This is a genomic window from Brevundimonas sp., from assembly GCF_052436175.1.
Classification (GTDB): Bacteria; Pseudomonadota; Alphaproteobacteria; order Caulobacterales; family Caulobacteraceae; genus Brevundimonas.
In genome coordinates, this window is the sequence record NZ_JBQVNM010000003.1 from 26,974 (window position 1) to 49,966 (window position 22,993).

A 22,993-nucleotide genomic window follows, 5' to 3' on the forward strand; every position below is an offset into this window, starting at 1 on the left:
TGGTCTATCCCCTAGGCCGATGTCGCGAGCCCGTCACATGAACGGACGGTAATATTTCACACAATCCCGGCGCCCGTCGCACGATTTCCGGCTCCAGCCGTCGCGTGAAATGCGCTAAGGCCCGCGCATGGCTATTGGCGTTTTCGACTCCGGCGTCGGCGGACTGACGGTCCACCGCGAACTCGTGGCCCGGTTCTCCGACCGGGACTTCGTCTATTTCGCCGATCAGGCCAATGCGCCGATCGGGGGCAAGACCGGCGAACAGATCGTCGATCTGACCCGCAAGGGCTGCGAGACCCTGTTCCAGGCCGGCGCCAGCATCGCGGTCCTCGCCTGCAACACCGCCTCGGCCGTCGCCCTGCGCCGGCTGCAGCAGACCTGGATCCCTTCGCAGCAGGCCCGCTACGGCCGACCGGTCAATGTGCTGGGCATCATCGTCCCGACCATCGAGGCGGCCACCGGCCTGCCCTGGACCTATGAGTCCGACATGACGGCCCGCGACGACAAGAAGCAGGCCATCGACATCCTCGGCGTCTTCTCGACCGCCGCCACGGCGCTCAGCCGCGTCTACGAGATCGAGATCGACAAGCGGCGCGAGGATCTGGCCGTCTTCTCCGAGCCCTGCCCCGGTCTGGCCGGACTGATCGAATTGGGCGCGACGCCCGAGGAGCTCAAGGTGGTGGTCGACGAGCATGTCGATTCCCTGCGCCGCCGGATCGGCCGCCACCCCGACACGGCCATCCTGGGCTGCACCCACTACGAGATCATCGCCGACCTGTTCGCCTCGGCCCTGCCGGACAAGACGCGGTTGATCCATCAGCCCACGGCGGTGGCCGATGCGCTTGAGCGGTATTTCGCGCGCCACCCCGAATACGATCTGGGCTCCAGCGGTCGCCGCACCTTCCTGACCTCGGGCAAGGCCGGCGCCCAGTCCGACATGGTGAGCCAGTTCTGGGGCGCGCCCCTGACCTTCGACGCGGCCTGATCGCGATCAGCCGTCGCCCAGAGCCTCGAACATCGCCTCGGCCTCGTCGAAGGTGTCGTATGTCAGGGTCTCGGGCGGATTGACGATCAGGAAGCGGCTGATCTCGCGGCCGGACGCATCCGTCTCGTCCTGCTGCCACATGGCGCGGTCGATGCGCTGCTGCAGCAGGGTCCAGACGCCGGGGCCCGGCGGGTGTGTCGGCTTGTCCATGAAATGCATCCCCTCGCGCCTTCACCATAGGCCAGACGCCCCCGTCGGCAAGCAGGCGTCGATCACAGGCCGTTGACCTACCGGAAGTTCCGGCGTTCCAATCAGACCGGAGGAGGCGCCGATGACACGATTTGCGACGATGCTGGCCGCGTTGGCGGTCCTGGCCCCTGTCGGCATCGGCGGCTCGGCCGCCGCAGAGGTGATCGAGCGGAGCGAGGACCATTTCGTTCTGCGCTACGCCTCGGCCATGGAGGCGCCGGCCGAGGATGTCTGGGGCGCCGTGGGCGACCTGCCCCTGTGGTGGAACCCGGACCACACCTATACCGGCGACATCGCCAACCTGACGCTCTCGCTCACGCCGGGCGGCTGTTTTTGCGAGAAACTGGCGGACGGGACGATCTTCGAGCACGGGATCGTCCGCGAGGCCGACCCCGAGTTGGGCGTCCTGTTCGAGGCCGCGCTCGGGCCGCTGAAGGGCAAGACCACCCTGGCCCGCTGGGAGTTCGGCTGGACCGGCAGCGGCGGCGAGGTCGTCATGTCCTATGTGGTTCGCGGTCCGGGCCTGGGCGCCTTCGCCGACGCCGTCGACGGCGTCATGCAGGACCAGTACAGCCGTCTGATCCACTTCATCCACTATGGCGAGCCGCCGTCGGACGAACCCTTCGCCTGGCCCTCGACGGAGGGACTGAAGCCGGGCGGCTAGAGCCCGACCCCGGTCGTGCGCATGATCTCGGCGCGCAGCTCGGCCATGCCGTCGCCCTTCTCGGCCGAGGTCAGGGCCACGGCGGGGAAGGCGGCAGGGCGTTTGGCGATGGCCTTGAGCGTCCTGTCGCGCATCTTCTCGCCTTCGCCCTTCTTGAGCTTGTCGGCCTTGGTCAGGACGATCTGATAAGAGACAGCGGCCAGATCCAGGGCGTCCAAGGCTTCGTCATCGACCTTCTTCAGCCCATGACGGCTGTCGATCAGCAAATAGACGCGCTTCAGCGTCACCCGCCCGCGCAGATAGTCGCGGCCCAGATCCTGGAACTTCTTGACCGTGGTCTTGGACGCCTTGGCCCAGCCGTAGCCGGGCAGATCGACCAGCCGCATCTTGCCGTCCAGGTCGAAGAAGTTGACCTCGCGCGTCCGGCCCGGCTCGTTGGAGGCGCGGGCCAGCTTGTTCATGCCGACCAGGCCGTTGATCAGGCTGGACTTGCCGACATTGGACCGCCCGGCGAAGGCGATCTCCGGCAGGTCCGGTTCGGGCAGCTGGTCGAGCTTGGCCGCCCCCATGACGAAGGTCGCCTGACGCTGAAACAGGACGCGCGCAGCCTCGATCGCCTCGTCGGTGAAGCCGAGTTCGGTTTCCGGGGCCGCGTCCGTCACCTCAGGCCTTCTTGCCGAAGCGGGCGAGGAAGTCGTCGATGGGGTTCTCGGCCTTGAAGCGGTGCATGATCACATACTGCTGGGCGATCGAGAGGATGTTGTTCCAGGCCCAGTAGACCAGAAGGCCGGCCGGGAAGGCGGCCATGATGAAGGTGAACAGGATCGGCATCAGCTGGAAGATCTGGCGTTGGACCGGATCGGGCGCCGGCGGGTTCATCGCCGTCTGCAGCCACATGGTGAAGCCGTAGACGATGGCGAGGACGCTGAGGCCCAGGGTGAAGCCGGTTCCATGTCCGCCGATCAGACCGCCGATCAGGGGCGCCGAGGCGGGATCCCAGGGGATCAGGCCGAACAGGTTCCAGATATTGGTCGGGTCGCGATCGGACAGGTCGCGGATCCACCCGAAGAAGGGTGCATGCCGCATCTCGATGGTGACGTAGAGTACCTTGTAGAGGGCGTAGAAGACCGGAATCTGGACCAGGATGGGCAGGCAGCCGGCCAGGGGATTGATCTTCTCCCGCTGGTAGAGCGCCATCGTCTCCTGCTGCTGCTTGGCCGGATCGTCCTTATGCGCCTTCTTGATCTCCTCCATCTTGGGCTGGAGCTTGCGCATCTTCGACAGGCTCTCGTAGCTCTTGTTCGCCAAGGGGAACATGACGAGCTTGATCGTCAGGGTCAGCAGCAGGATGGCCACGCCGAAGTTGCCGACCAGGCCATAGAAGAACTCGACCAGCAGGAAGATCGGCCGCGTCAGGAAGAACAGCATCCCCCAGTCGATGGCGTATATGAAGCGCGGCAGGTTCAGCGACTTCTCGTAGCCGGCCAGGATTTCGTTGCGCTTGGCGCCGGCGAACAGGCGCTGGGTCTCGGTCGCCGTGGCGCCGGGCTGGATCGTGTGGGTCTGGCCCATCAGCTGGGCAGAATGGATGTCGTAGCGGGCGGCGTCATCGACGCGGAACTCGGCCTGGACCTTTTCCGACTGGGTCGGGATCAGGGCGGCCATCCAGTATTTGTCGGTGATGCCCAGCCAGCCCCCGGTGGATTCGAACTTCTCCAGCGGCTTCTTGGCCCAGTCCTTGTATTTCAGCTGGGTGGTGGAGAAGCCGTCGCCCTTGGAGAAGGTGCCGATGCCGCCCTCATGCAGGATCTGGTTCTTGCCCAGGACCGTCGGCACGCCCTGACGCTCGACCCGGCCGTAAGGCGCCAGGGTGATGGCCTGGGTTCCCAGGTTGGCCACCGTGTCCTTGACCGTGAACAGATACTGGTCGTCGATGGAGACCACCCGCGTGAAGCGCAGGCCCTGACCGTTGTCCCAGGTCAGGGTCACGGGCGTCGCGGGGGTCAGGGTCGAGCCAGAGGTCAGGCTCCACACCGTATTGGGGCCAGGCACGCCGCCCGGGACGTTCTGGCCGATCCAGCCGAACTGGGCGAAGTAGGCGTGCTCCATGCCTTGAGGCCGGAACAGCTCGACGAAGGGCGAGTTCGGCTTGATCGTCTCGCGGTAGGTGGTCAGGTAGAGGTCGTCGATCCGTCCGCCCTGAAGCGACAGAGAGCCCTTCACCTTGGGGTTCTGGATCGGCACGCGGGCCGCCGAGCCCAAGGCGCGGGTGCGGTCGGTGACGAAGACGGCGGCGGGCGATCCGCCCGGGGCGATGGCGCCCGGGCCCTGAAGCTGACCGGACTGTTCGGCCAAGGCCTTCTGCGCGGCCAGTTCGGCCTTCCGCTTCTCGGCCTGCGGGCCCATGACGAAGAACTGGTAGGCGATCAGTAGCACCGCCATGCACACGACGAAGATGATCGTGTTGCGGGTGTTTTCGGTTTTCATGCGGGTCCGTCGTCCTGGGCAGGCGTTTCGCGGGCGGCCTTGATTTCGGCTTGGGGCTCGCTCCGAGGGTCGGAGGCCGCGCCCGGCGGGGTCGCGAGCCTTGTAAGGGCCGATTTGACATCGTCAAGCAGACGATCCCATTCGCGCCCCGCCGTGCCCATGCGGGCGATCAGCACATAGTCGCTGCCGGGCTGACCATGAAGGGGGATCAGGGCCCGCGCCGTCTCGCGCAGGCGGCGCTTGGCGCGGTTGCGGACCACCGCCCCCCCGACCTTGCGGGTGGCGGTGAAGCCGACGCCGATGTGCGGCAGGCCGTCGCGCCGGTCCAGCCGCTGGACGACCACCGCGCCGCGGGCCTGTGAAACGCCTTTCGCGGCCGCCAGAAACTGGGGCCGCGAAGTCAGACGTTCGATTTTTGGAAGGTCCGTCATGCGCCCGGCTCCGGACGCATCAGGCGACAAGAAGGACAGCGAAAGCCCGGGGGCTCAGGCCGTCAGCTTCTTGCGGCCCTTGGCGCGGCGGCGCGCAACGATCTTCTGACCGTTCTTGGTGGCCATCCGCGAACGGAAGCCGTGACGGCGCTTGCGCACTAAACGCGACGGCTGATAGGTCCGCTTCACGGTCGGCTCCTGAGATTGGTGGGTGCGCCAGACAAAAACACGTCCGTCGCAGGAAGGGCGGGCGTATAAGGGCGGCGGCCCGACCTGTCAACGCTGGAGCGCACATGAACCGCATCAGGCGCTTCGGCCCCCTGATCCTCCTCGCCGCCGTGATCGCCCTGATCTTCGGCATGGGCTGGACCCGTTATCTGTCGCTCGACGCCCTGCGCGAGCACGGGGGGGCGCTGCGGGCCTTCACGGCCGAGCACTATATAGTCTGCCTGCTCCTGCTGATGGCCGCCTTCGCCATCCTGACCGCCAGCGTGGTGCCGGGCGTCTTCTTCGTGACCATCACCGCCGGCTATCTGTTCGGTCCATGGGTCGGCGGGGTCTCGACCTCCGTCGCCGCCACGCTCGGCGCCCTGATCGTCTATGGGGTGGCGCGCTCGGCGCTCGGACGGTCCATGCGCGACGCGGCCGATCGCAAGGGGGGCATGATGGCCCGGGTCTGCGCCGCCATCGACCGGGACACCTTCTGGTATGTGCTGGCCTCGCGCCTGGCGGTCGTGGTGCCCTTCCACATGATCAACATCGCCGCCGGGGTCATGGGCGTGCGGCTCCTGCCCTATTCCGTCGCCACCGTGATCGGCCTCTTGCCCGCCCACATCATCTACTGCTGGATCGGGGCGCGGCTGAACGCCCTTCTGGTCACGGACCCCGATCCCGACATCCAGTCCCTGTTCAACCAGTTCTGGGCGCCCATGGCCGGGGTCTTCGTCCTGGCCGTCCTCCTGCCCTTCGCCCTGAAGTCGGGTCAGGCGGCCTGGGCGCGGCGCAAGTCCGCCCCCGCGACAGGTGATTGATAAGCGGATGTCATTGATCCCGGCTCCGAACCTTGCGATGCGAAGGGCATGACGTCCGCCCCGGCCCGTATCGATGCGATCCGCCGCCGCCTGCCGCGCCTCGTGGGCGAGACGCTCCGCTTTCGCCCCCATGCGCCGGATGGGCTGTCGTCGCGCCTGCTGATCCTGACGGTGGTCTTCACCGTGGCGGTCTGGGCCCTCATCATGGCCCCCAGCGCCGCTTCGTTCCATGAGCGCTGGCTGTCTGACCGGCTGCAGGCGGCGGAGCTGGCCTCGGTCGGGGTCGAGGCCCTGCCCTACAACGCCGTCGACGACGACACGGCCGAACAGCTGCTGCGCATCGGCGGGGTGTCGGCCGTGGCCATCAGCGACCAGGGGGTGCTGCGCCAGCTGCTGCGCGCGCCGGTCCTGCCCCGCGCGCCCGACTTCATCGACCTTAGGCGTTCCAGCCTCGCCGCCCGGCTGTGGGATCCGGTGCGGACCCTGACGGGGGCCCCGGACCGATCGATCCGGGTCCGGGCCAAGCCCCGCTATCGCTCCGGCGACTTCATCGACGTGGTGGCGCCCGCCCAGCCGCTGAAGCTGGAGTTGCGCGCCTTCCTGCTGAACGGCCTGCTGGTCTCGGCCCTGATCTCGATGGCGGCGGGGGCCCTGCTCTACGCCGGCCTGTCCTTCCTGGTGCTGCAGCCGCTGCGGCGGGTGACCCGTTCCATCGAGGGCTTCGCCGCCGACCCGGAGACCGTCGCCCCGACCCCCTCGGACCGCCACGACGAGATCGGCCGGGTCGAGCGCGAACTCGCCCGGATGCAGGACGAGGTGCGTCAGTCCCTGCGCGCCCGCGCCCGTCTGGTGGCCCTGGGCGAGGCCGTGGCCAAGATCAACCACGACCTCAGGAACATGCTGACCTCGGCCCAGATGGCGTCCGAACGCCTGGCCGATTCCGCCGACCCCCAGGTCGCCAAGGCCATGCCCCGGCTGGAGCGGGCCCTGGGTCGCGCCGCCGCCCTGACCCGAAACGTCCTCGACTACGGCAAGTCCGAGGAGCCCGCGCCGGTCCTGACCCGCATCCCCCTGTCCACCGCCGCGGCCAACGCCGCCGAGGATGCGGGGCTGGACGCGGGCGGGGTCCGGCTGATCCGGTCCATCCCGCCCCGCTTCACCGTCACGGCCGACAGCGACCAGTTGCACCGCATCCTGGTCAACCTGATGCGCAACGCCCGCCAGGCCATCGAGGCCGACGCCACTCGCGGCGACCGCACGGGCAAGGGAACGGTCCGCATCACGGCGGCGGCCGACGGCGCCCATGTCGCCATCCAGATCGCCGACGACGGCCCGGGCATCCCGTCCCGCCTGTCCGAGCGCCTGTTCGAACCCTTCGTCAGCGGCAAGGCTTCCGACGGCACGGGCCTGGGCCTCACCATCTCCCGCGAGCTGGCGGCCAATCATGGCGGCGAACTGCGGCTGGTCGAGACCGGGCCGGGCGGAACCACGTTCGAGCTGAAACTGCCGGCCGCGGCTTCGGAGTGACGCCGGGTCAGCGCGTGCGCGCCTGGCCCTCGCGCCGGTCGTCGGCCCCGCCGTCCCAGCCCCAGCGACCGTCCGCGCCCCGCCGCCACAGGGCGCCGTGCAGGCCGGAGTTCTCCGACGCATTGGGCTGGATGACGATGCCCGCCGCCGCCATGCCGTCGCGCAGGGCCGGGCTGAACCGCTCCGTATCGGCGCCGAAGCCCGGACCCTTGGCCACCAGATTGGGCAGATCGAACGCCGCCTGGACCGGCAGGCCCCAGATCAGGGTCCCGATCAGCCCCTTGGCGTTGTAGGCCAAGATCGAGGATCCGCCGGGGGATCCCATGGCCCCGACCAGCCGCTCATCGGTCGCATCGAGGATGATGAGCGGCGACATGGAACTGCGCGGCCGCTTGCCCGCCGCCACCGCATTGGCCGCCGGGCCGCCGTCAGGCCGGGTCGGGGTGAAGGAGAAATCCGTCAGTTGGTTGTTGAGGAAGAAGCCCCCCGCCATCCGGCCGGAGCCGAAAAGGCTTTCGACCGTCGTGGTCATGGAGACGGCGTTGCCCTCGGCGTCGACGATGACGAAATGGCTGGTTCCCGCCGGCTCCCGCGTGGCGTCGGGCCCCATGAAGACCCCGCCCGGAGGCGAGCCCGCTGTCGCGGCCCCGGTCAGACCCGGCGCCAGGGCCGCCCGCTCGGCCGTATAGGTCTCGTCCAGCAGACCCTGGACCGGAACGCCGACGAAGGCCGGGTCGCCGACATAGCGGTCGCGGTCGGCGTACATCAGCCGCTGAAGCTGGGCGAAGGCGACCCACGCGGCGGCGCTGTTCGGCCCCTCGGCCAGGTCCGGCGCATGCTCGGCCATCTCCATCAGCTGCAGCACGGCCACCCCGCTGGACGGCGGCGGGGGCACGCACAGGACATAGACCCGGAAGGGCCGACACAGGGCGCCCCGCTCGATGGGTTTGTAGGCCGCCAGATCGGCGAGGGTCAGGGCGCCCGGGCGAGGGCCTTCATGCACGGCCTCGACGATGGCCTCGGCGATCGGGCCGGAATAGAGGGCGCCGGCGCCGTCCCGCGCCAAGGTGGCGACCGTGTCGGCATAGGCCGGGTTCTTCAACACGTCGCCGGCGACATAGCGGCTGCCGTCGGCCTTGGTGAAGTATCGCGTCGCCGCCGTCGTCCGGGCCTGGGGCGCGTTCGAGGCGATCATCCCGGCCAGACGCGGGCTGACCACGAAGCCGTCGCGGGCCAGACGCTCGGCCTCTCCAAACAGATCGCTCCAGGCCAACTTGCCATGAGCCTTCTGCGCCACGCCCAGCATGGCGACCGCGCCCGGTACGCCGGTCGAGCGTCCGCTGAGCACCGCATCGACGAAGGGCAAGGGTTTGCCGTTTTCGTAGAAGAGTTCGGGAGTCGCGGCCACCGGCGCCGTCTCGCGCCCGTCATAGGCGGTGATTTCGCGCGTCCGGGCCTCATAGACCATCATGAAGGCGCCGCCGCCGAGGCCGGAGGACTGGGGCTCGACCAGCCCCAGAACCGCCTGAACCGCCACCGCCGCATCCACGGCCGACCCGCCCCGGTTCAGCACATCAAGCCCGGCCTGGACCGCCAGGGGGTTAGCGGCGGCGACGAAGGGGCCTGTCGCCTGGGGTCGGGGCGCCGCGCCCTGGCCTGCCGACGGTCTGTGGTTCGCACCTGGGTCGGCGCTCGCACAGGCGGACGCGACCATAAGGACCGCAAGGGCGAAGGGCCGCAACCGCTTGATCTGCATATTCATGTCCGCTCGACGCCCGCAGGGATTTCCGGACCAAGGCCTAACCGTCGCCGACGACTAGGCCAAGAGGACAGCCGCAGTCCCGCGATCAACTTGCGGCGCCGGTCACGCCAACAAACCCATGTCGCGAGGCTGAAAAACCCGCTAATCAGCACCCTGATCTAAGGTCCGGATACTGCCCCCCATGCGTTGCATCGCCATTGTCGCCCTCGCCGCCCTCGTCTCGGCCTGCGCCAATCTGCCCGCCGACGGCCCCTCGGGTCGTTCCGTGGTGCGCAATGCCGGTGTCGAGACCAGCGGCTTGACCTACGGCATCGTCGATCTGGACTTCACCCTCAGCGAGCGCATCAAGCAGGCGGCCCCCGTGGCGGATACCAGCCTGGCGGCCCTGGCCAACTCGGTGACGGCCGACACGATCAATGTCGGGGACGTCCTGCAGGTCTCGATCTACGACCCCAGCGGAACCCTGTTCGGCAGCCGCGCAGCCTCGACCTCGGCCGCCGCCGCATCGGTGTCCGGCGGCAACCAGACCCTGCCCTCTCTCGTCGTCGATCGCGACGGCACCATTGCGATTCCATTCGGCGGCGCGGTCCGCGTCCAGGGCCTGACGGCCCGCGAGGCCTCGGCTGCGGTCCTGCGCAGCCTGCGCGGCAAGGTCGCCAACCCCCAGGCCATCGTCACCGTTGCCGACAGTCCCGCCAACGGCATCGTGGTTCTGGGCGAGGTCCGCACGCCGGGGCGCGCGCGCGTGCAGCCGGGCGCCGAAAATCTGCTCGACGCCATCGCGGCCGCCGGCGGCCCCAACCGCAACATCGACGACATCGTCGTCACCGTGAACCGAAACGGGACCACCTACGAGGCGCCGCTGCGCAAGGTGCTGTCCAGCTTCGACCAGAACATCCGCCTGCGCCGGGGCGACCAGGTGAACCTGGTCTATCAGCCGCGCCGCTACACGTCCTTCGGCGCCCTGGGTCGCGTCAGCCAGCTGGAGATGCCCAGCGGAACCCTGACCCTGACCGGGGCTCTGGGACAGCTTGGCGGCCTCAACGGCACGGTCGCCGATGCGAAATCAGTGCTGGTCTTCCGTTATGAACGTCCCGAGGTCGCCGCCCTGGCCGGAGCCACAGCCCCTGCCACGTCCAGAGGCGTTCCGGTCGTCTATCGCCTGAACCTGGCCGAGCCGGCCGGCTTCTTCGTCGCCAACAACTTCGTCGTCCAGCCTGACGACGTCCTGTTCGTGCCGCCCTCGAACGTGGCCGAGATGCGCAAATTCTTCGAGTTCGTCCGGTCGATCACGGGGATCGTCTATGACATCAGCGTCACAAGCACGCTGACCCGGGACTGATCTTGGCTTCGCTCGGCGAACTTCTGCGGCGATTGCCCGCACTGGGGCGTGGGCAGGACGATGTGGATCCGCGGGGCGAAACCCCCGTTGTGGATCCTGCCGGCGCCACCGCGCCGGGTTCGGCCGTGAGACGGCTCCTGGCCTCGGCCCAGGCCGAGGCCCTGGACGCCTATCGCCGAGCCGGTCTGCCCGACACCCCCGGTGTGCTCGGCTTCAACCCGGAGACCTCCACCTGGGACCTCCTCGGCGCCGGGGTCTCTCCGGCCGCCAAGTGGAACTATGTGCTGGAGCATCCGCCCGAGGCCGGGTGGCGCTACGCCAGCCTGTCGCAGATCGGACGCCGCGAACGCCCCGACGATCCTGTGATCGCCCTGGCCTCCGACCTTCTCGATCAGATCGCCTTCAGCCTCGCGCGACTGGATGGCGAGGACGGCGGCGCGAGCGGGCGGCATGATCTCGAGGTCGCGTTCGAACTGACCATGACCTGGATGCGGCTGGTGGAAGCGGTCTCCGCGCCTGCGACACCGCCCAAGGTCCGCACTCGGTCAACCGCGACGAAGAGCGCACGCAAGCCGCGCAAGCCCGCCGCCTCATGACCGGCGCGGTCTGCATCGACGGTCATAACCTGGCCCTGCCCAAGGGATCGGGCATCGCCACCTATTCCCGAACCCTGCTCCAGGCCGTGGCGGCCTTGGGGCTGAGGCGTGAGATCCTGCACGCGCCCCTCACCGAGGTGACCAACGATCCCCTGCTGCGCGAGACCCTGGTCGGCGATGCGCGGTGGCGGCTGCGCGCCCTGACCGAGCCCCAGTCGAACCGGCGGGTCCAGGCCGCCCTGGCCCGGTTCGGCCGAACGGCGCACCGGGTCGAGCCGACCGGCCGCGTCCTCTGGCCCGAAGGGCCGGGCGCGCCGGAGGCCGACGCCTTCTGGCTGTCCCCGGACCTTTTCCGCATCGCCAACCGCGCGTTCACCAATGACCGGGTCATGACCCCGGTCCGGTTCGATCCGGCGGAGCGGGCGCCGGGCGTGATGCACTGGACCCATCCGACCCCGATGAAGGCCCGGGGCGTCCCCAACATTTACACCCTGCATGATTTGATCCCGCTGCGACTGCCTCACGCCACCCTGGACGACAAGCGCCGGTTTCTGGACCTGTGCCGAAAGGTCGTGGCCACGGCCGATCATCTGGTGGCGGTGTCGGAGACGACGCGGCGCGACGCCATTGAACTGCTGGGCGTCGACGAAGACCGGATCACCACCACTTGGCAGGCCGCGGACCTCCCGCCCTCCGCCCTTGACCGCACGGACGCCGAGGTCGCCGCCGAAATCGACGACGTCTTCAGCCTGGACTGGGGCGGCTACTTCCTTTTCTTCGGCGCCGTGGAGCCCAAGAAGAACCTGGGTCGGCTGGTCGAGGCCTACCTCCGCAGCGGGGTGAAATCGCCCCTCGTCGTCGTCGGCGCCCGGGCCTGGATGGCCGATCAGGAGGTCGGCTTTCTGGAGGAGCTCATCACCAACGACGCCGGGGCCGCTCGCCGCCTGCGGCGCTACGACCATCTGCCCCGGGCCGCACTCATGAGCCTGGTTCGCGCCGCGCGCGGAGTAGTGTTCCCCTCCCTCTACGAAGGCTTCGGCCTGCCAGCGTTGGAGGCGATGGCCCTCGGCGCGCCGGTCCTCGCCTCCTCGGGCGGCGCCCTTCCGGAAATCGTCGGCGACGCGGCCCTCCTCGCCGATCCCCACGACATCGACGCCATGGCCGGGGCCATCCGGACCCTGGACGGCGACGAGGACCTGCGCCGCCATCTCGCCCAGGCGGGCGTGGCCCGGGCGGAGACCTTCTCCGCCGAGGCCTACAAGGCGCGGCTGGGGAATCTCTACGGACGGTTCGGCCTGACGGGCGCCTGACGTCGGTTTGTCCGCCACACATCCGCGCCCCGCGCGATTTCGGCCATCACCGCGTCCTTCGAAGGGGCGCGAAGACCGTGGAAGATCGAGACCTGATGGGCGACCCACCAAGGGCTGCGACTGGGATCGCGCTGGGCGTCGTCGCCCCAGATCTCGATCAGCGCAGCCTTTTCCGCATCGGCACGCGCCTGCCGGACCGGATCGTCGTCATGACCGCGCGTATGGGACTCGTCGTGGACCAGTTCGATGTCCGCTGCATAGAGGACCGTCAGCCCCAGCGCCCTGACCCTCAGGCAGAAATCCACGTCGTTGCAGGAGACCGGGAAGGTCGTCGCGTCGAACCCGCCCGCCCGCTCAAAGACGGCTCTGCGAACGGCCATAAAGGCTCCGGTCACGGCGGCCGCCGGGCGAGAGCGGACCCAGCGGTCGATCGGACCCCGATCAGCGCCCGAGGCGCCCAGTCCTTCATGGAGCGGACCCAGCGGACGACCGGCGGCGTCGAGGACGCCCAGAGCCATCCCCGCATGCTGGATGTTGCCCGCCGGATAGATCAGGCGCGCCCCGACCACGCCGGCGTCCGGTCGCGAAAGATGCGCACGCAGGCGCGCGTCCCAATCCTGAGACAGCATCACCATGTCGTTGTTTATGAAGAGAAAAAGGTCTTGGGTTCGCCCCGCCGCAGCCCGGTTATTGAGGTGGGACCAGTTGAAGGGTTCGTCGATCCGCAGCACTTCGGCAAGGCCCTGGGCCTGCCAGGCGTTCAGCAGGCTCAGGGTTTCAGGATCACGACTGCCGTTATCGACCACCACGATGTCGATCAGATTTGGATGTCTCGCCGTCGCGCGAAGGCTGTCGATCATGGCTTTCAACACCTCGCCTTCGTCGCGGGTCGGGACGATGGCGAGGATACGGGAGGTCGACTCCGCCGTTTGGCTCGTCGGCATCCCGGGCAGGCCGCACGGCCGGCTCCACGGCGCGTCCGCCAGGATCAGCGGAAGGTGCAGGACCGGCCCCGCCTCGAAGGCGTCGATCAGAGCCTGCCGTATATCCCCTTCATTCACAGGAACGGCCTCTGCGGAGAACAAGGCCATCGCCGGCGGCGTGGGGGTCGTGGCCAGGTCGTCGATGTGAGCGGCGCCGAAAAGGACCGGGCCGCCCTCCCGTCCTTCCTGCCCCGACTGCATCCAGTGATCGGCATAGACGGCCACGGCGCCGGTGGTCGCCAGCGCATAGTCGAGCCAGGCCCCGGCTCCGGCCCTGACCGTCACGCCGGGCGCCGTCCGCAGGACCGACGCCGGCGATCCAGCCAAGGCGACCGGCGGCTCCGGCGTCGCGGCTCCGGCATCGAAAGCTGGAACAGACCCCCGCACCTCGGCCTGAGCCAACTCGATCCCGGCGCGCGCCAGGGCGGGGCTCAGCGGCGCGGCGTCCAGACCGGTCTGCAGCGCCTCCCGGGCCTCGGCCAGTTCGCCCGCGGAGACCAGGGTCTGGATCAGCCGCACCACGATCCCGGCGTCGGCCGGATGGGAGGCCAGATAGGTGCGATAGCCGGTCGCGGCCTCCGCCCAGCGGAACTGGCGACGGGCGCGATCCGCCCCGCCCACACCGAGGCGCGCCCGGTCGCGCTCACGCCGGGCGGCCCTTGCGTCCGACCAGACCTGTCGCAGGGCATCGATCCAGTTGCGCGCCAAGGGCGGTCGATCCTTCGTCATCCGATCTTCATCCTACCCGGATGGTGCGGGCTATGCATCTGTAGACGCGCCGTTTATTCAGGGGCGCCGGCGCGTGCGACCGGATCGCCGTCTGACCGAGTCCATGCCCGCCTCCTCACCGACCCCCATTCTGCTGAAACCCCGCCGCTTCGGGGACGCGAGAGGTTGGTTCATGGAGACCTATTCGGAAACGGCGCTGGCGGCCGTGGGCGTCCACGACCGCTTCGTGCAGGACAACCAGTCCTTCTCCGCCTTCCAGGGCACCATCCGGGGCCTGCATTTCCAGCGTCCGCCGCATGCCCAGGCCAAGCTGGTGCGCTGCGTGCGCGGCGCCATCCTCGACTATGCGGTCGATTTGCGGCGCGGCTCGCCCACCTACGGGCGGTTTGTCTCGGCCACCCTGACGGCCGAGGGCGGGGAACAGCTCTACGTCCCGGTCGGTTACGGGCACGCCTTCGTCACCCTGGAGCCCGATGTGGAGGTGGCCTACAAGGTCACCGACGTCTACGCCCCCGACTGCGACGGCGGGATCGTGTGGAACGACCCGACCCTAGGCATCGACTGGCCCCTGCCCGCATCGGGCCCGGTCCTGTCGGACAAGGATCAGAGGCTGCCGACCCTCGCGGCGTTCGACAGCCCATTCGAGTATGACGGGACGCCCATGGCGCCCTTGGCGGAAGGCTGAGCGTTTTTCATGCGTATCCTGATCACCGGCGGCGCCGGCTTCATCGGTTCGGCCCTCGTGCGTCGCCTGATCGAACACACCGAACATGAGGTTCTGGTCTATGACGCCCTGACCTATGCTGGCGTCGAGAGCTCTTTGGCGCCGGCCGCGGGCTCGAACCGCTACGGTTTCGTCCGGGCCGACATCTGCGACGCCGAGGCCGTGGGGAGAGCCCTGACCGAGTTCCGACCTCAGGTCGTGGCCCACCTGGCCGCCGAGAGCCACGTCGATCGCTCGATCGATGGGCCGGGCGCCTTCGTCCAGACCAATCTTGTCGGCACCTTCGTCATGTTGAACCAGACGCTGGGCTACTGGCGCGGACTGCCCGAGGCCGAGAAGGCCGCCTTCCGCTTCCACCACATCTCCACCGACGAGGTGTTCGGATCCTTGGGCGACGAGGGCTTCTTCACCGAGACCACCCCCTATGACCCCCGCTCGCCCTATTCGGCGTCCAAGGCGGGCTCGGACCATCTGGTGCGGGCCTGGGGTCACACCTATGGCCTGCCCGTTCTGGTGACCAACTGCTCCAACAACTACGGCCCCTATCACTTCCCCGAGAAGCTGATCCCCCTGATCATCATCCGTGCCCTGAACGGCGAGGCCCTGCCGGTTTACGGCGACGGGTCGAACGTGCGCGACTGGCTGTTCGTGGACGACCACGCCCGCGCCCTGCAGGCCGTGTTCGAGCGGGGCGCGCCTGGCGAAACCTATAATGTCGGCGGCAACGCCGAGCGCCGCAACATCGAGGTGGTGCAAACCATCTGCGCCATTCTGGACCGGCTAAGCCCCCGCGCCGACGGCAAGCCCTACGCCGACCAGATCACCTTCGTCACCGATCGCCCCGGCCACGACCAGCGCTACGCCATCGACGCCTCGAAGATCCGTGACGATTTGGGCTGGACCCCCTCGGTGACCTTCGAACAGGGCATAGAGCGGACCGTCGCCTGGTATCTGGACAACACCGACTGGTGGGGCGACATCCTGGGCGACCGATATCAGACCCAGAGGCTGGGCGTCTCCAATGGCTGAAGCCGTCCACATCTTGGTCACCGGCGGCGGCGGCCAGCTGGGACTGGAACTGGTCGCGGCGGACTGGCCCGAGGGCGTCGTCATCCATGCGCCGGGACGCGATGCGCTCGATCTGTCGGACCCGGTGTCGATCCGGGCGGTCTTCGCGTCGCAGCCCTTCGCCGCCGTGATCAACTCCGGCGCCTGGACCGCCGTGGACAAGGCCGAGACCGAGGTCGCGGCCGCCTTCGCCGCCAACGCCCTGGGCCCCGCCGTCCTGGCCGAACTGGCCCATGCGGCGGACATTCCCCTGGTCCAGGTCTCGACCGACTACGTCTTCGACGGATCCGCGGCCGGAGCCTATCAGGAGGGCGACCCTGTCGCCCCCCTGGGCGTCTATGGCGCGTCCAAGCTGGCGGGTGAGCTGGCCGTGCGGACCGGCGCGCCGCGCTCGGTCGTGCTGCGCACCGCCTGGGTGCTGAGCCCGCACCGCGCCAACTTCCTGAAGACCATGCTGCGGCTGGCGGCCGACCGGCCGACGCTCAGGGTCGTGGACGACCAGTACGGCTGTCCCACCTCGGCGCGGGACATCGCCCGGGCGATCCGCACCGTCGTCCTGCGCATGATCGCCGAGCCTGACTCCCCGACCGGCATCTATCATTTCGTCAACGAAGGCCGGACCAGCTGGGCCGGTCTGGCGCGCGAGATCCTGCGCTTCAGCGGCGAGGGCGGCGGTCCCACGGCTGCGGTCGAAGGCATCACGACGGCCGACTATCCGACCCCGGCGAGGCGGCCCGCCAACTCGACCCTCTCGACCGCGAAGCTCGCACGCGACTACGGCGTCGTTCCCCGTCCCTGGCAGGAGGCCGTGGCCGAGATCGTCGCCGAATTGCATCCTGAAAGGAGCTCCGCATGAAGGGCATCATCCTGGCCGGCGGGTCCGGCACGCGACTGCATCCGATGACGACGGTGACGTCGAAACAGCTGATGCCGGTCTATGACAAGCCGATGATCTACTATCCCCTGTCCACCCTGATGCAGGCGGGGATACGCGATGTCTTGATCATCTCGACTCCCCGCGATCTGCCGTCGTTCCGGGCCCTGCTGGGCGACGGGTCGCAATGGGGCATGGATATACAGTTCGCCGAACAGCCCAGCCCGGACGGTCTGGCCCAGGCCTATATCATCGGCGCGGATTTCGTCGGCAGTTCGCCCTCGGCCCTGATCCTGGGCGACAACGTCTTCTACGGCGCAGGCTTCAACGACCTGTTCAGAAGCGCCTTGGGTCGCCGCGACGGGGCCACCGTCTTCGCCTATCGCGTCGCGGATCCGGACCGCTACGGCGTCGTCGAATTCGACGATAAGATGCGCGCCCTGTCGATCGAGGAGAAGCCCGAGGTTCCCAAGTCCAACTGGGCGGTGACGGGGCTTTACTTCTACGACTCCGACGTGGTGGACATCGCCGCCGACCTGAAGCCTTCGGCGCGCGGCGAGTTGGAGATCACCGACGTCAACCGCATCTATCTGGAGCGCGGAAAGCTCTCGGTCGAGATCATGGGTCGCGGCTACGCTTGGCTGGACACCGGCACGCCCGACAGCCTGATCGAGGCGGCGGAGTTCGTGCGCACGCTCGAGAAACGTCAGGGCTTCAAGATCGCCTGCCCCGAAGAGATCGCCTTTGAGAACGGCTTCATCGACGCCGTCCAGCTGGGGCGGCTGGCGGACGCCCTCGGCAAGAGCACCTATGGCCAGTATCTGCGCAAGACCGTTCTCGGCGGATGACTCGCGCCAAGGGAGCAGGCCATGGACTTGGATCGCTGATCTCACTAGAGATCGCCGTCTGAACGGTACTCGGGGCGTTAAGGTCGCGCACCGGGCTCCGGATAGGAAAACACAGCATCAGGGGCCGAATGTCTGAGCTTGAACACGGCGACCTCGCGTCGTCGCGCGCCCTTCGGCAGCTTCATCTGCATCGCCATGCACTGGCCTGCGAACAGGTCGTGGGTCTGGATGTCCTGACCCTCGGCGTGGGCGATGGATCGGGCCCGGCCCTGCTCGCCACCCGCGCCGCGACGGTGGCGTCGATCGATCCCGACGCCGGCCGATCGACCGCCGCCGAGGCTCGACTGGGCGGGTCCCCGCGCCTGACCTTCGGCTCGGCTTCGCTCGAAGACCTGCCCTTCGAGGCGGACAGATTCGGGGCGGTGATCGCCTTCGATATCGACTGGCCCGTGGATCCCGAGGCCGCCCTCCTGGAGATCCGGCGCGTGCTCAAGGCCGACGGCTTTGCGCTTCTGCTGGGGCCGGCCCCCGCCTCCGATGGAAGCGATCCCTTCGGCATGATCGTGAAGCGGACTTTCAAGCACCGCTTCGCCATGGCCCAGAGAATCGTGGCGGCCTCCGCCATCGGTCCGGCCGGACGCGCCGTTCAGCCCAATGCCGCGGACTATCGCGGCTACACCACCGCGCCCGGCGCGGGCCTGACAGCCGGCGTCGTGCGCATGGACAACCCCGCCCACTTTGTCTGGGTGGTCGGCGAACGCGCCCTTCCCCGTGCGGACGGAACGGATTCGGTGTTCCTGGACCCCGCCGAGGATCTGTGGACCGCCGCGCGGCCGATGGAGGCCCCGTCGGCTCGCAACCGCGCCGGAGGGGACGCCGACATGTCCATCGTCGCGGCCCTTGTCGAGCCTCTGCTGGGCGCTCCCGTCGGATCTGACCTAGCCTCTCTCGCGCGCGCGCTCGGCCAAGCCAATGTCCGGCTGGCTGTTCAGGACGTGAAACTGGCGGACACCGCCCGCATCCATGCGGCGCTCGATGCGGCCGAACACGAGTATAGACGCCTGGCCGAGCGGCTGGAGGAAAGCCGCAGCGACGCGGCCTCCGCACGAACCCTGGCTCTGGAAAACCGCACCCGGGCCGAGCAACTGGCCGAACGTCTGGCCCAGGCGACGCGGGAAGCGGACGCGCGGCGCCAGGTCATCGACGAAAGCCACGAACAGATCCAGACCCTGGCCTTGGGTCTGGAGCAATCTCGCCGGGAAACCGAAGCCGCCTCGGCATTGGCCGGGCGTCTGGCCGAAGACCTGGAGCGGGCCGGGCGCGACCTGGAGGCCGCCCAGGGTGTTGCGGAAGAGCTGGGCCGTGATCTCGAGCGATCGCGGGCGGACGGCGACGCCTCGCGGGACGCCCTGGCGCGGCTTGAGCCCGAACTGGAGGCCGCTCGACGGGAGGCCCTAGACGCCCGCACCCTGGCCGATCGCCTGAACGAGGCCCTGAACGAGGCTCAGGGAGAGGCCGACGCCGCCCGCCGTCTGGCCGAGGCCGTTCACGCCGAGCGCGACGCCGCCTCGAGCGAGGCCGCAGCGGCTTCAGCCCTGGCGCAGGCGACAAAGGATCGGCTGGAGGCGCTGCAAGGCGAGCTGGACGCGGCGAACGACCTCGCCGCCGCCGCCGAGGCCCTGGCGCTAAAGAAGGCCGAGGACGCTGCCCAGACCCTGGCCCGTTACACGGAAACCCAGTCTCGGAATGCGGACCTACAGGCCGGTCTCGACGCCGCCCTGAGCGCGGCGGCCGAGGCCCAGGACGCCTGGACCGAACAGAACCTCAGGCTGGAGGCGGCCACCGCCGAGATCGAGCGAATCACGGCGCAAGCCGAGACGTCGAGAGTGGAGCGCGACGCTGTCCTTGCGGAGTTGGAAAAGGTGCACCGCGCCGTGGAGACCGGGCTGGCGGAGCGGCAGGCCGTTCTGTCCGAGCTCGAACGGGTCCGACGCGAGACACAGTCAGCCCTGGCTGAACGTGAGGCCGTCTCGTCCGAACTCGAGCGTGTTCGAGACCTGCATCAATCCGAACAAACGAACGTCGCTCGCATCATGCTGGAGGCCGAGACGGTCCAGGCGGAACGCGACGCCCTGGCCGCCGAACTCGACCGTGTGCGGGCCGAGGCGGACGCGGCGCGCACGAATGCAGCGGCGGCCGCTCGAAAGGCGCTGACCCAGGCCCGGCAGGGCGACCCCGGCTTCGCCGTTGGACTGAGGAGCCGCATCCAGCAGGCCGCCGTGGACGAGGTGTCCGCCTATCGCGCCGGGTTCGCCGCCGCAGCGACCATCCGCAGCGCGCGCAAGGAGTTGGCGGACCAGCTGGCCCAGACGGCCGGAACCGCCGGGATCCTCCCTCCCGCCCCCTTGCCGACGCAGGTTCGCGCCGGCGCCGCGCGACCGGCCTCTCGCAAGGCCCGGCTCAAGGCGACCTTCCGAGGCGACCGGAAACCGTCCGCGCCCGCCGCCCCTCTGGAGGCCGTGGCCGTCCTGTTCGATCCGGACCACTATGTCTTGGTCAACGCTGTCAAGCTGAGGCCCGGCGAGACGCCGTTCGACCACTATGTCCGTCGCGGCCGTCAGCAGGGGCTATCGACCCACCCCATGATCGATGCCGACTGGATCCGGGGCGTCTGGCCGGACGCGGCCGAACGGCCCTTCGATCTGTTCGCCTACATCAACGACGCGCGGCTTCATGACCTGTGGCCGAACCCGCTGTTCGAGGCCGACCACTATCGCCGGATGAACCGGGACGTCGCCGACCTGGGCGTCAATCCCCTGGCCCACTACCTGCTGCACGGCTGGCGCGAGGGCCGGCAGCCGAACCAGATGTTCGACAACGACTGGTACCTGGCCACCCACACCGACGTGCTGGCGGCGGGCGCCAACCCTCTGCAGCATTATCTGGTCCACGGGGCGATGGAGTTGCGAAAGCCCCACCCCCTGTTCGATCACGGCTTCTATCTGGATCGCTATCCCGACGTGGCCTCCAGCGGCATGGACGCCTACGCCCACTTCATCGCCTATGGTCGCGGCGAGGGCCGCCTGTCCTGCGCCAGGATGCTGGACATGCAGCGGCTCGAACGCTTCTTCAGCGGCGCGACCATCAACGACCTGATGACGATGGAGGAGCCGGAGACCCGGCTGCGCCGTCTGGACGACGAATTCTGGCCCCCGCGTCCGGCCGGCGAATACTGGCTGCCGCAGCGGTTGCGCGACTTCATCATCGACCGCTTCGGCGAGGACCAGCTCCAGATCAACGCATGGCTCTTCTCCCTGATTGATCGCTTTGGCGATACGCCCGAGGCGTTCGACGCCAGCCCGGAATGCGAGAGACTGATCGCTCGCGCCCGGCTCTTGGCCTCGACGCCGATCACCGGGCGCCCGGTCGCGTCCATTATCATCCCCGTCTACAACAACCTGCTCTACACCCTGACCTGCATCGTCTCGGTGCTGGAGAGCGCGCCGAGCCACTCTTTCGAGATCCTGGTGGGCGACGACCGGTCCTCGGATCGGACGCCCGAAGCGATCGCGGCGATCGGGGGCCTCGTCCGCAACGTGCGCCACCCGAAGAACCTGGGCTTCCTCGGAAACTGCAACGCCGTAGCGAGGCGCGCGGCTGGCGAATACCTGGTGTTCCTGAACAACGACACCATCGTCTTCCCCGGCTGGCTTGACAGTCTGGTGGAAACCCTCGCGGCGGACAGGACCATCGGCTTCATCGGATCCAAGCTGCTGAACGGCGACGGAACACTCCAGGAAGCGGGCGGTATCTTCTGGAGCGACGGGTCTGCCTGGAACTTCGGCCGCAACGCCGACCCCATGGCGCCGGAGTACAACTATCTCAAGGACGTCGACTATGTGTCGGGCGCGTCCATCGCCCTGCCAGCTGAACTCTGGGAAAACCTGGAAGGCTTCGACGCCCTCTATTCCCCGGCCTATTGTGAAGATTCCGACCTGGCGTTCAGGGTGCGCCAGGCCGGCTATCGCAGTGTCTATCATCCGCATTCGGTTCTGGTGCACCATGAGGGTCGCAGCCATGGTCGCGACGTCACCTCGGGCATCAAGGCCTATCAGGTCATCAACCAGGAGAAGTTCCTGGATCGCTGGCGCGAGACCCTGAAGCGCGAGAATTTCGAGAACGCCCAGAACGTCTTCGTGGCTCGGGACCGCTCCGCCAGGAAGCCGCACATCCTGATCGTCGATCACTACGTGCCCCAGTGGGATCGGGATGCGGGGTCTCGGACGCTGTATCTCTACATCAAGATGTTCCTCGACCACGGCTTCGCCGTGACCTTCTGGGCCGACAATTTGAATGAAGACCGGATTTACACGCCGCCGCTTCAGGCCATGGGCGTCGAGGTCATCTATTCCGCAGCCTACCGGAACGCCTTCGACCGTTGGTACGCGGAGAACGCGCAGTATTTCGACTACGCCTTCCTCAGCCGCCCCCATATATCCGAGAACTACATCCGGACGATCGCCACCCTCGGCCACGCAAAGATCATCTATTACGGCCACGATCTCCATTTCAAACGTCTTCGCGCCGCCTTTGAGGTCACCAAGGATCGCGCGCTTCTGGCCGAGGCGGCCAAGTGGGAAGCGGTGGAAATCGACGTCTGCCGTCTCAGCAACGTTGTGCTGTACCCCGGCCACGAAGAGGTCGAGGAAGTTCGTGCCCGTGTGCCGGACAGCGTGTCCGTGCTCGCCTTCCCGATCACCATCTTCAACGAGGAAGAACAGGCGGCCGGTCTGGAGGCGGTCGAGACTGGGCTGAGCCGCGACCCCTATGCGATGATGTTCGTGGGCGGCTTCTCTCATGACCCGAATGTCGGCGGCATCATCTGGTTCGTGCGCGAGGTCATGCCGCATCTTCGCCGCGCCGACCCCCGTTTCCATATCCGGATCGCCGGCTCCAACGCACCGGGTGAAGTCACGGCGCTCGAGGGCGAGCATGTCACCGTGATGGGACGGATCACCGACGACCAACTGGCGGCTCTCTACGACCGTTCAGGCCTCGCCGTCGTGCCTCTGCTCTATGGCGGCGGTGTCAAGGGCAAGGTGATCGAGGCGATGGCGCGCGGCGTCCCGGTGGTTATGACCTCGGTCGGCGCCCAGGGCATCCCCGATGCCGAGACCTTGAGCTATGTCGAGGACGACCCGGAGCGCATGGCCGCCGCCATCATCGCCTCCGTCGCCGATCGCCAGGACGCTCTCCAACGAGCGCGTCGAGCGCTCGATTTCATCGACGCCCACTATTCGACACGAGCAGTCAAAACCCTGCTCGCCCCAGAAATTCCCGAGCTGGGCGACCCGTTCGCCGAGGAAGACAGGCCCTGATCCAT

The 22,993-nt window shown here is 68.2% G+C and carries 19 protein-coding genes; 12 read left to right on the forward strand and 7 right to left on the reverse strand.

The window, feature by feature from the left end; genetic code table 11:
* Positions 1-127: 127 nt before the first annotated feature.
* Positions 128-985 (forward strand): glutamate racemase, encoded by an 858-nt coding sequence (locus ACT6QK_RS01335; RefSeq protein ID WP_444596027.1) that lies wholly within the window; start codon positions 128-130, stop codon positions 983-985.
* 6 nt (positions 986-991) lie between these two features.
* Here the strand turns inward: ACT6QK_RS01335 and ACT6QK_RS01340 are convergent, their stop codons facing one another.
* Positions 992-1,195, reverse strand: coding sequence for a hypothetical protein (locus ACT6QK_RS01340; RefSeq protein WP_444596028.1), 204 nt, complete (start codon positions 1,193-1,195; stop codon positions 992-994).
* A gap of 121 nt (positions 1,196-1,316) precedes the next feature.
* On the opposite strand from ACT6QK_RS01340, the gene ACT6QK_RS01345 reads away from it, so the two are divergent.
* Entirely contained in the window at positions 1,317-1,898 is a 582-nt protein-coding gene (locus ACT6QK_RS01345; RefSeq protein WP_444596029.1) for a hypothetical protein, read from the forward strand.
* Here the strand turns inward: ACT6QK_RS01345 and yihA are convergent.
* The 4 genes from yihA to rpmH are packed head-to-tail and all read right to left on the reverse strand — an operon-like array spanning position 1,895 to position 5,005.
* The gene (yihA, locus tag ACT6QK_RS01350) at positions 1,895-2,560 is read right to left on the reverse strand and encodes a ribosome biogenesis GTP-binding protein YihA/YsxC (RefSeq protein WP_444596030.1); all 666 of its coding nucleotides are present in this window, start codon (positions 2,558-2,560) and stop codon (positions 1,895-1,897) included. The genes ACT6QK_RS01345 and yihA overlap by 4 nt on opposite strands.
* 1 nt (position 2,561) lies before the next feature.
* Positions 2,562-4,385 carry a membrane protein insertase YidC gene (gene yidC / locus ACT6QK_RS01355; RefSeq protein WP_444596031.1) on the reverse strand — a complete coding sequence of 608 codons (1,824 nt, stop codon included), beginning with the start codon at positions 4,383-4,385 and terminating at the stop codon, positions 2,562-2,564.
* A complete protein-coding gene (locus ACT6QK_RS01360; RefSeq protein ID WP_444596032.1) occupies positions 4,382-4,816 on the reverse strand; it encodes a ribonuclease P protein component in 435 nt (144 codons plus the stop codon). Before ACT6QK_RS01360 ends, yidC begins: the two co-directional genes overlap by 4 nt.
* 54 nt (positions 4,817-4,870) lie before the next feature.
* Positions 4,871-5,005, reverse strand: a complete 135-nt coding sequence (gene rpmH / locus ACT6QK_RS01365; RefSeq protein WP_013268133.1) for a 50S ribosomal protein L34 — start codon at positions 5,003-5,005, stop codon at positions 4,871-4,873.
* Between the two features lie 104 nt (positions 5,006-5,109).
* Here rpmH and ACT6QK_RS01370 point away from each other — a divergent pair, with 104 nt between their 5' ends.
* Together ACT6QK_RS01370 and ACT6QK_RS01375 are read left to right on the forward strand one after the other, a co-directional pair.
* The gene (locus ACT6QK_RS01370; protein ID WP_444596033.1) at positions 5,110-5,847 is read left to right on the forward strand and encodes a TVP38/TMEM64 family protein; all 738 of its coding nucleotides are present in this window, start codon (positions 5,110-5,112) and stop codon (positions 5,845-5,847) included.
* Between the two features lie 48 nt (positions 5,848-5,895).
* Entirely contained in the window at positions 5,896-7,374 is a 1,479-nt protein-coding gene (locus ACT6QK_RS01375; protein WP_444596034.1) for a sensor histidine kinase, read from the forward strand.
* Positions 7,375-7,381: 7 nt separating this feature from the next.
* Here ACT6QK_RS01375 and ACT6QK_RS01380 read toward each other — a convergent pair whose 3' ends face one another.
* On the reverse strand, positions 7,382-9,130 hold the full coding sequence (locus ACT6QK_RS01380) for a gamma-glutamyltransferase family protein (RefSeq protein ID WP_444596098.1): 1,749 nt from the start codon (positions 9,128-9,130) through the stop codon (positions 7,382-7,384).
* Between the two features lie 187 nt (positions 9,131-9,317).
* On the opposite strand from ACT6QK_RS01380, the gene ACT6QK_RS01385 reads away from it, so the two are divergent.
* The 3 genes from ACT6QK_RS01385 (at position 9,318) to ACT6QK_RS01395 (ending at position 12,384) form a co-directional block, all read left to right on the forward strand.
* Positions 9,318-10,478, forward strand: coding sequence for a polysaccharide biosynthesis/export family protein (locus ACT6QK_RS01385; protein WP_444596035.1), 1,161 nt, complete (start codon positions 9,318-9,320; stop codon positions 10,476-10,478).
* 125 nt (positions 10,479-10,603) lie between these two features.
* Positions 10,604-11,074 carry a hypothetical protein gene (locus ACT6QK_RS01390; RefSeq protein WP_444596036.1) on the forward strand — a complete coding sequence of 157 codons (471 nt, stop codon included), beginning with the start codon at positions 10,604-10,606 and terminating at the stop codon, positions 11,072-11,074.
* Complete coding sequence (locus tag ACT6QK_RS01395; protein ID WP_444596037.1) at positions 11,071-12,384, forward strand: glycosyltransferase family 4 protein; 1,314 nt, start codon at positions 11,071-11,073, stop codon at positions 12,382-12,384. The genes ACT6QK_RS01390 and ACT6QK_RS01395 overlap by 4 nt, the downstream gene beginning before the upstream one ends.
* Here the strand turns inward: ACT6QK_RS01395 and ACT6QK_RS01400 are convergent.
* Positions 12,354-14,096: a glycosyltransferase gene (locus ACT6QK_RS01400; RefSeq protein WP_444596038.1), complete on the reverse strand. Its 1,743-nt coding sequence runs from the start codon at positions 14,094-14,096 to the stop codon at positions 12,354-12,356. The two genes, ACT6QK_RS01395 and ACT6QK_RS01400, sit on opposite strands and share 31 nt — an antisense overlap.
* A gap of 103 nt (positions 14,097-14,199) precedes the next feature.
* Here ACT6QK_RS01400 and rfbC point away from each other — a divergent pair, with 103 nt between their 5' ends.
* The 5 genes from rfbC to ACT6QK_RS01425 all read left to right on the forward strand — a co-directional run bounded on the left by rfbC (position 14,200) and on the right by ACT6QK_RS01425 (position 22,988).
* Complete coding sequence (gene rfbC / locus ACT6QK_RS01405) at positions 14,200-14,781, forward strand: dTDP-4-dehydrorhamnose 3,5-epimerase (protein WP_444596039.1); 582 nt, start codon at positions 14,200-14,202, stop codon at positions 14,779-14,781.
* A 9-nt stretch (positions 14,782-14,790) separates the two neighbouring features.
* The gene (gene rfbB / locus ACT6QK_RS01410; RefSeq protein ID WP_444596040.1) at positions 14,791-15,849 is read left to right on the forward strand and encodes a dTDP-glucose 4,6-dehydratase; all 1,059 of its coding nucleotides are present in this window, start codon (positions 14,791-14,793) and stop codon (positions 15,847-15,849) included.
* Positions 15,842-16,744, forward strand: coding sequence for a dTDP-4-dehydrorhamnose reductase (rfbD, locus tag ACT6QK_RS01415; protein ID WP_444596041.1), 903 nt, complete (start codon positions 15,842-15,844; stop codon positions 16,742-16,744). The genes rfbB and rfbD overlap by 8 nt, the downstream gene beginning before the upstream one ends.
* Positions 16,741-17,610 carry a glucose-1-phosphate thymidylyltransferase RfbA gene (gene rfbA / locus ACT6QK_RS01420; protein WP_444596042.1) on the forward strand — a complete coding sequence of 290 codons (870 nt, stop codon included), beginning with the start codon at positions 16,741-16,743 and terminating at the stop codon, positions 17,608-17,610. The genes rfbD and rfbA overlap by 4 nt, the downstream gene beginning before the upstream one ends.
* 128 nt (positions 17,611-17,738) lie before the next feature.
* On the forward strand, positions 17,739-22,988 hold the full coding sequence (locus ACT6QK_RS01425) for a glycosyltransferase (protein WP_444596043.1): 5,250 nt from the start codon (positions 17,739-17,741) through the stop codon (positions 22,986-22,988).
* The last annotated feature ends 5 nt before the right edge of the window (positions 22,989-22,993 follow it).

Coding starts and splice junctions, on each gene's coding strand:
- ACT6QK_RS01370 (WP_444596033.1), top strand. CDS start 5,110: ATGAACCGCATCAGGCGCTTCGGCCCCCTGATCCTCCTCGCCGCCGTG.
- ACT6QK_RS01395 (WP_444596037.1), top strand. CDS start 11,071: ATGACCGGCGCGGTCTGCATCGACGGTCATAACCTGGCCCTGCCCAAG.
- ACT6QK_RS01345 (WP_444596029.1), top strand. CDS start 1,317: ATGACACGATTTGCGACGATGCTGGCCGCGTTGGCGGTCCTGGCCCCT.
- rfbD (WP_444596041.1), top strand. CDS start 15,842: ATGGCTGAAGCCGTCCACATCTTGGTCACCGGCGGCGGCGGCCAGCTG.
- rfbA (WP_444596042.1), top strand. CDS start 16,741: ATGAAGGGCATCATCCTGGCCGGCGGGTCCGGCACGCGACTGCATCCG.
- ACT6QK_RS01335 (WP_444596027.1), top strand. CDS start 128: ATGGCTATTGGCGTTTTCGACTCCGGCGTCGGCGGACTGACGGTCCAC.
- yidC (WP_444596031.1), bottom strand. CDS start 4,385: ATGAAAACCGAAAACACCCGCAACACGATCATCTTCGTCGTGTGCATG.
- ACT6QK_RS01425 (WP_444596043.1), top strand. CDS start 17,739: ATGTCTGAGCTTGAACACGGCGACCTCGCGTCGTCGCGCGCCCTTCGG.
- ACT6QK_RS01360 (WP_444596032.1), bottom strand. CDS start 4,816: ATGACGGACCTTCCAAAAATCGAACGTCTGACTTCGCGGCCCCAGTTT.
- ACT6QK_RS01385 (WP_444596035.1), top strand. CDS start 9,318: ATGCGTTGCATCGCCATTGTCGCCCTCGCCGCCCTCGTCTCGGCCTGC.
- ACT6QK_RS01400 (WP_444596038.1), bottom strand. CDS start 14,096: ATGACGAAGGATCGACCGCCCTTGGCGCGCAACTGGATCGATGCCCTG.
- ACT6QK_RS01375 (WP_444596034.1), top strand. CDS start 5,896: ATGACGTCCGCCCCGGCCCGTATCGATGCGATCCGCCGCCGCCTGCCG.
- rfbC (WP_444596039.1), top strand. CDS start 14,200: ATGCCCGCCTCCTCACCGACCCCCATTCTGCTGAAACCCCGCCGCTTC.
- ACT6QK_RS01340 (WP_444596028.1), bottom strand. CDS start 1,195: ATGGACAAGCCGACACACCCGCCGGGCCCCGGCGTCTGGACCCTGCTG.
- ACT6QK_RS01380 (WP_444596098.1), bottom strand. CDS start 9,130: ATGCAGATCAAGCGGTTGCGGCCCTTCGCCCTTGCGGTCCTTATGGTC.
- rfbB (WP_444596040.1), top strand. CDS start 14,791: ATGCGTATCCTGATCACCGGCGGCGCCGGCTTCATCGGTTCGGCCCTC.